The sequence below is a fragment of the Micrococcus sp. HSID17227 genome (genome assembly GCF_003989405.1).
Classification (GTDB): domain Bacteria; phylum Actinomycetota; class Actinomycetes; order Actinomycetales; family Micrococcaceae; genus Micrococcus; species Micrococcus luteus.
The window spans coordinates 1-7,416 of sequence record NZ_RBLN01000100.1; the positions used below are offsets into that span (position 1 = coordinate 1).

4 protein-coding genes, 2 tRNA genes and 1 pseudogene are annotated in these 7,416 nt (G+C 74.2%); 4 read left to right on the plus strand and 3 right to left on the minus strand.

All coding sequences use genetic code 11. The annotated features are described in order from the left end of the window. Positions 1–268, minus strand: a pseudogene (locus tag D8M29_RS06720) (haloacid dehalogenase); the annotation flags it as partial. Positions 269–450: 182 nt separating this feature from the next. Here D8M29_RS06720 and D8M29_RS06725 point away from each other — a divergent pair. Continuing rightward, positions 451–524, plus strand: a tRNA-Thr gene (locus D8M29_RS06725). A 74-nt stretch (positions 525–598) separates the two neighbouring features. Here D8M29_RS06725 and D8M29_RS06730 read toward each other — a convergent pair. Together D8M29_RS06730 and D8M29_RS06735 are read right to left on the minus strand one after the other, a co-directional pair. Continuing rightward, on the minus strand, positions 599–1,048 hold the full coding sequence (locus D8M29_RS06730) for a hypothetical protein (RefSeq protein WP_002858061.1): 450 nt from the start codon (positions 1,046–1,048) through the stop codon (positions 599–601). Continuing rightward, positions 1,045–2,106: an NAD(P)H-quinone oxidoreductase gene (locus D8M29_RS06735; RefSeq protein ID WP_095695326.1), complete on the minus strand. Its 1,062-nt coding sequence runs from the start codon at positions 2,104–2,106 to the stop codon at positions 1,045–1,047. The genes D8M29_RS06730 and D8M29_RS06735 overlap by 4 nt, the downstream gene beginning before the upstream one ends. Positions 2,107–2,242: 136 nt before the next feature. Between D8M29_RS06735 and D8M29_RS06740 the strand changes: the two genes are divergently transcribed. From D8M29_RS06740 to D8M29_RS06750, 3 genes are all read left to right on the plus strand, one after another. Then, a tRNA-Ser gene (locus D8M29_RS06740) sits at positions 2,243–2,330 on the plus strand. A gap of 142 nt (positions 2,331–2,472) precedes the next feature. Continuing rightward, positions 2,473–4,737, plus strand: a complete 2,265-nt coding sequence (locus D8M29_RS06745; protein WP_063189342.1) for a bifunctional UDP-sugar hydrolase/5'-nucleotidase — start codon at positions 2,473–2,475, stop codon at positions 4,735–4,737. Between the two features lie 27 nt (positions 4,738–4,764). Further along, positions 4,765–7,416: ExeM/NucH family extracellular endonuclease (locus D8M29_RS06750; RefSeq protein WP_174233311.1), on the plus strand; the 2,652-nt coding region annotated here is incomplete at its 3' end.

A 7,416-nucleotide genomic window follows, 5' to 3' on the forward strand; every position in this document is an offset into this window, starting at 1 on the left:
CGGCCACCGCCCGGTCGGCGAACACGCGGGGGAACACGGCCGTGCGCGAGGTGGGCCGGAGCGCGCGGAACCGCCGAGCGGCGTCGTCGTGATCCGGCGTGCCCGCCGGGACGCCGTGCTGGTCCAACGTGCGGGCGAACGCCGTGTCCTGGAGCCCGTGCTCCACGATGGACGTGCCGGACATGTCCACCACGGCCAGGCGGAGGGGCGCGGCTGACGAGGCCGCGGCGGGGGGTGCCGGGGTGCGAGGGGCGTGGGGCAGGCTCATGCGTCTCCCGTCGACGGTGTGTGCCCACCAGGGAACCGTCCTCGTCTGGCCGCGGCATGGCCTGGGGGTGAACACCCGCGGAAGGGGCGGGCCACACCCGGTGGCCCGCGCACCCGGCCGCGCGGTGGAATCGGGGCCGCGAAACCGGTATGCTCGTCAGCCGTGGCCGTTCACGGTCACGTGCCTCCTTAGCTCAGCTGGCCAGAGCAGCTCCCTCGTAAAGAGCAGGTCGCCGGTTCGAATCCGGCAGGGGGCTCCCCCGGGCCCCGCCGCGTGATCACGCGGCGGGGTCCTCTCGTCTCCGGGCCGGCCCTCCGGGGCGCGCCGCCGTCAGAGCCCGGCTCCCAGCTCCTCCGCCCGGTCCAGGTGGCCGAGGGTGCGTTCGGCGTGCCGGCCGACCGACTCCGCCGAACCCTGACCGAGCCGGTACAGGGCGAGGGCCTGGGCGGTGGCGGCCAGCTCGTGCGCGGCGCGGGAGAGCTCACGGTGGACGTCGGCGGCCTCGGCCGGGATGTGCTCGCCGTCGCCCTCGTGGTCCCGGTGCAGGCGGACGCACAGGGCGCGGACCGCGGGGAGCCGTTCCGTGAGGACGTTGCCGGCGTGGACCACGCCGTTGCGCTCCTCGGGGCTCAGCACGTCCGTGCCCCGCTGGCCCTCCAGCACCTGCCAGTAGCGGTCCAGGGCCCGGCCGAGTCGGTCGTGGGCACGGCGCCACAGCCCCGTGCCGAGCTCGCGGTCGTCGGCACGCTCCTGACGGAAGCGTGCGAAGGGCCCCCTCATGCGCGGTCGCCGGACGGCTGGCGCGCGTCGGCGGGGTCGGTGACGAGCACGACCTTGCCCGTGCGGGTGGCGGAGTCGAACCAGTCGAACGCCTCGGCGGCCTCGGCGAGCGGGAAGCACGCCCCGACGCTCGCGTCGATGCGGCCCGCCGCCACCAGGGGCCACACGGCACGTTCGGCCGCGGCCACGATCCCGGCCTTGTCCACGACCGAGCGGGAGCGGAGCGTCGCCCCCGTGAGCCAGCCGCGCTTGACCACCAGCTTCATGATGTTGAAGTCCTCCGGGACGGCGCCGCCCTGGACCGCGAGCGTCACGATGCGTCCCTCGGGGGCGAGCGCGGACACGTTGGGCGCCAGGTACGGGGCGCCGACGACGTCGAGGATGACGTCCGCGCCGTGGCCGTCCGTGACCTCCTTGACCCACGGGGCGAAGGCACCGGACTCGGCGGCGCGGTGGTCGAACATGTGCTCGGCGCCCAGCCGCCGACCGAGCGCCACCTTCTCCGGGCCGCCGGCGGTGCCCAGCACCCGTGCACCGAGCGCGGCGAGGAACTGGACGGCGAAGGAGCCGATGCCGCCGGTGGCGCCGTGCACGAGCACCCGGTCCCCGGCCTGCACGCCCGCACGGCCCACGAGCGCCGAGTGCACCGTGCAGGCGACCTCCGGCAGGGCCGCCGCCTCGACGAGGCCGACGCCGTCGGGGACGGCCATGAGCTGGCCCGCCGGCACGGCGACGTACTCGGCGAAGCCCCCGCCGGCCAGGAGAGCGCACACCCGGTCACCGACGGCGAAGCGCCCCTCCCCCGGCATCCCGGCCTCGGGTCCCAGCGCCGCCACGGTGCCGGAGACCTCGAGCCCGGGGATCTCGGAGGCGCCGCGCGGCGGCGGATAGCGGCCCTCGCGCTGCGCGATGTCCGCGCGGTTGAGACCCGCGGCGGCCACGTGCACCAGCACCTCGCCCGGGCCGGGGTCCGGCACGGGCTCGTGGCCCACGCGGACGACGCCGTTGTCGCCGGCACCGGTGAATCGCACGGCGCGCATCTGTGCGGGGACGTCCATGGGGGTCTCCTCCTCTGGTCGGGGGTCGAGGGTCCATCCTCGCGCGCGGGGGCCGGACTCGCCACCGGCCGCCCGCCGGGCCACGGGCTAGAGTGGGTCCTCGACGCGGCGGCCCACACCGTCGCGGTCAGGCCCGGGATGGTTGTCCGAGCGGCCGAAGGAGCCGGTCTTGAAAACCGGTGCGCGGTGACCCCGTGCCGAGGGTTCGAATCCCTCACCATCCGCGTGCACACGACGAGAGGCGGCGGGCCGGACGGCCCGCCGCCTCTCGTTCACCTGGGGGCCACCTGGATGTGATGGACTCCGCGCGTCACCCCGCCGTCCACCGGCGGCGCACCTCTGTCATCACGCATCCCGGGGAGAGCCATGCCCAGCCTGTTCCGCCGCCGTGCCGTCACCACGGCCGCCTGCACCGTCCTCGTCCTCGCGCCCGCGAGCGCGGCGCCCGCCCTGGCCGTGGAGACGGCCGCCGCGGACGAGACCACCATCTCGATCCTGTCCTTCAACGACTTCCACGGCGCGCTGTCCGCGGACTACATCGGCACGCAGTTCGCGGACACCGTGGAGGACTACCGCACCGCGTTCGAGGCCGAGCACGGCGCCGGCTCCACGCTGCTGACCAGCGCCGGCGACCTGATCGGTGGCTCGAAGTCCGTGTCCAACGTGCAGCAGGACAACCCGACGATCGACGTGATGAACGCGCTCGGCCTGGACGCGCTCACCGCCGGCAACCACGAGTTCGACAAGGGCCTGGACGACCTGCAGGGCCGTGTGGAGTCCCGGGCCCAGTTCCCGGTGCTCTCCGCCAACCTGGTGGACCCGACGAGCAAGGAGCCCGTCCTCACCTCGCACGCCGTCTTCGACGTCGACGGCGTGCGCGTCGCGGTCATCGGCGCCTCCCCCAACGAGCTGTACGCGACCACCACCGGCGCGGGCCTGAAGGGCAACGAGGTCCTCGACGAGGTCGCCGCCGTGAACGCGGTCGCGGACGAGCTGGAGGCCCAGGACGCCGCCGACGTGATCGTGGCCTCGTACCACGACGGCGCCGCCGGGGCGGGCGAGCTGGCCGCCGAGCGGGCGGCCCGGGCCGAGTTCGACCGCATCGTCGGCGAGACCTCCTCCGCCGTGGACGTCATCTTCAACGCCCACACCCACCAGCTCTACCAGTACGACACCACGGCCGGCGGCGCCCACCGCCCCGTGATCCAGGCGGGCGCCTCCGGCAGCCACCTGGCCGCCGTCGAGCTGACCGTGGGCGCCGACGGCGAGGTCACCGGGCTCACCCCGCGCCTGCTGGCCCGGTCCACGCAGGCCCCCGCCGAGGCCGCCGCGGAATCCCCCGTCACCGCCCAGGTGTACGCGATCGAGCAGGAGGCCGTCGCGGTCTTCGAGGACCTGCAGGGCGAGGTCGTGGCCGACCTGTCCGCCTCCATCACCACCGACTACCAGAAGCTCATCGACGCCGGCGGCTCCTGGAAGGCCGGCGGCACGCGCGCCGCCGAGACCACCCTGGGCACCTGGGTGGGCGACGCCGTCAAGCACGCCGCCGAGCAGGCGAACCCCGAGGTGGACCTCGGCGTGACCAACCCCGGCGGCCTGCGCTCCGAGCTGCTGACGGACCGCTTCACCGACGGCGGCGCGTTCCCGGCCAAGCCGGCCGACCTCGTCGGTCGCCTCACCCTGGGCGAGCTGCTCGACATGGCGCCGTTCGGCAACACCATCACCTACTTCGACATCCCGGGCTCCTCCATCAAGCTGGCCCTCGAGGAGAACTGGCGGAACGACGTGCGCAAGTTCACCCTCGGCTGGTCCGAGGAGCTGACCTGGACCTACGACGAGTCCCGCCCGCAGGGGGACAAGGTGACCGGCGTGTGGATCGACGGCGAGCCGCTCCAGGCGGACCGCATGTACACGGTGGCCAGCCAGTCGTTCCTGGCCGACGACACCTGGACGACGCTCGGGGACCCGACCAAGGCCCCCGACGGCTACACCGCCTTCGCGACCGGCCGCCAGAACTTCGTGAACATGGGCCTGTTGGACTCCCAGGCGATCACGGACTACGCCCGCGCCCAGGACGCGGCCCACGGCGCCGTCGCCCCGGACTTCGGCAAGAACGGCGTGCCGGTCACCGACGCCCCCGCCTCGGTCGAGGCCGGGCAGGCCGTCGGCCTGACCCTCGGGGACCTCGTGGTGGACTCCGACGGCGCCCCCGCGGCGACCGCGGTCGACGTCGCCTTCCGCACGGCCGACGGCACCGAGACCGCCCTGGGCACCGTGGCCGTCCCCGCGGGCTCCGAGACCGTCACGCTCTCCGGGATCACCGCCCCCGCCGCGGCGGGCACGGGCGAGCTCGTGATGACCGTGCGCTACGCCGACGGCAGCACGACCGTGGTGCGCCATGCCCTCGAGGTCACCGCGGCCCCGTCCCCCACCGAGCCGGAGCAGCCCGCCCCGACCCACCCGGGCAAGGGTCATGGCAAGGGCCATGACAAGGGCGCCGACCACCCGGGCAAGGGCCGCGTGAAGGGCGAGGACCACCCGGGCAAGGGCCGCGGCGTGCAGCGCGGCGCCGCCACGCACCCCGTCTTCTCCGCCCATGCCTGGCTGACCGCCGCGGGCCTGCCGCGCTGACCCATCGAGAACGAGACCGAGGACGACATGACCCCCCTGCCCCGCTTCGCCGCGCGCACCGCGGTGACCACCGCCGCCCTGGCCCTGCTCGCCCCCGCCGTGGCCCTGCCCTCCCAGGCCAGCCCGGCCGGCGACTCCCTCGTCATCAACGAGGCGTACACCAACGGCGGCTCCGCGAACGCCGTGTACACCCACAAGTTCGTGGAGCTCTACAACCCCACCGACCAGCCGATCAGCCTCGACGGCTGGTCCCTGCAGTACCGCTCCGCCGCCGGCACGGCCGCGACCCAGGGCACGGTCGCGCTGTCCGGCACGGTGCCCGCGAAGGGCCACTTCCTGGTCTCCGGCGGCTCCAACGGCACCGCGGGCGCGGCCCTGCCGCAGGCAGACCTCGTGGCCGGCGGGGCGTTCAACCCCGCGGGCACCAAGGGCACGATCGTGCTCGCGCGCCAGGCGGGCACCGTGACGGACCTGCCGGTCGGCTCCGTGGTGACCGGCCAGGTGCCGGGCGTCGCGGACGTGCTCGGCTACGGAGCCACGAACACCTTCGAAACAGCGGCTGCCGGCGCCCCCTCGGCCAACTCGGACCCGAAGTCCCTCACCCGCACGAACGGCGTGGACACGGACGACAACAGCGCCGACTTCACCGTCACCGACCAGGTCACCCCGACCAACGCCGCCGCCACCGGCGGCGAGCCGACCCCGGAGCCCGAGCCGCAGCCGACCCCGGCCGAGCGGATCACCATCGCCCAGCTCCAGGGCACCGGCACGGCCACCCCGTACGCCGGGCGCCAGGTGACCACCACCGGCGTCGTCACCGCCGTGTACTCCACGGGCGGCTACGACGGCTACTACATCCAGACCGCCGGCACCGGCGGCGACACCCCCGACGCCACCCCGGGCGCCTCCGACGGCGTGTTCGTGTACTCGCCGGACACGGTCGGCTCCGTGACGCTCGGCGACCACGTCCAGGTCACGGGCGAAGCGGCCGAGCACTACGGCCTCACGCAGATCAAGGTCGCCGCCGGCGGCGTGCTGCCGGTCGCCGAGCCCGGCGCCGTGGCCCCCACGCCGGTGGAGTTCCCGCTGGAGGAGGCCGACCGTGAGGCGCTCGAGGGCATGGTCCTCGCCCCGCAGGGCGACTGGACGGTCACGGACAACTACTCCCTCAACCAGTACGGCTCCCTCGGCATCGTCCCCGGCACCACGCCGCTGGACAACCCGACGTCCGTGGCTCGGCCCGGCGCCGAGGCCCAGGCCGTCGCGGCCGCCAACGCGCAGCAGCTGATCGTGCTCGACGACGGGGCCACCACGAACTTCATGCGCTCGCCGGGCAACCAGAACCCGCTGCCGTACCTGGACGCAGACCAGCCGGTGCGCGTGGGCGCGGGCCTGGAGTTCACCACCGGAGTCATCCTCGACTGGCGCTTCGACGCGTGGTCCTTCCAGCCGCTGGGCCACCTCACCGACGCCACGGCGGCCGCCGTCCAGCCCGTGACGATCGAGGACACCCGCCCGGCCGAGGCCGCCCCCGAGGCGGTCGGCGGCAACGTCACCGTCGGCAGCTTCAACGTGCTCAACTACTTCACGACCCTGGGTCAGGACGTGGCCGGCTGCAGCGCCTACCGCGACCACGCCGGCACCCCCGTCACCACGAACGGCTGCCTGCCGCGCGGCGCCTACACCTCCGAGGCGTTCGCCCGCCAGCAGGAGAAGATCGCGGCCGCGATCAACGGCCTCGGCACCTCGGTGGTCGCGCTCGAGGAGATCGAGAACTCCGAGAAGTTCGGCCTCGACCGGGACCACGCGCTGGCCCACCTCGTGGAGGCCCTCAACGCGCAGGCCGGCGAGCAGCGCTGGGCCTACGTGGCCTCCCCGGCCACCCGTCCCGCGCTCGCGGACGAGGACGTCATCCGCTCCGCGTTCATCTACCAGCCGGCCGAGGTCACCCCGGTGGGCGAGTCGGTGATCCTGGACGACCAGACGAACTTCGACAACGCCCGCGAGCCGATGGCCCAGCTGTTCCGCGCCGCCGACGGCACGTCCGAGGGGGCGGCCGGCACCGACTTCGTGGCGATCACCAACCACTTCAAGTCCAAGGGCGGCTCGGGTGCGACCGGGGACAACGTGGACGCGGGCGACGGCCAGGGCGCGTACAACGCGGACCGCGTGGGCCAGGCCGAGGCCCTCGTGGCCTTCGCCGAGCGCATGAAGGCCGAGACCGGCACCGACCGCGTCCTGCTGATGGGCGACTTCAACGCCTACGAGAAGGAGGACCCGATCCGCGTGCTCGAGGCGGCCGGGTACCTCTCGCAGGGCGCGCTCACGGGCGAGTACTCGTACGCGTTCGGCGGCGCCGTCGGCAGCCTGGACGGGATCTACGCCTCGCCGTCGGCGGCGACGGCGATCACCGGCCAGGACATCTGGATGATCAACGCGAACGAATCCGTGGCACTGGAGTACTCGCGCCACAACTACGTGGCCGAGGACCTGTACTCCGCGGACCAGTGGCGGTCCTCGGACCACAACCCGATCCTGGTGGGCCTCCAGCTCGACGCGCCCGTGACCGAGCCGACCCCGGAGCCGGAGCCCTCCCCGGGCGAGACCTGCGACGGCGTGACCGATCCGCGCGGCGTGCCGGGCAAGCCCGCGAACTCCGTGCGCGAGTGGCTGCGCTGC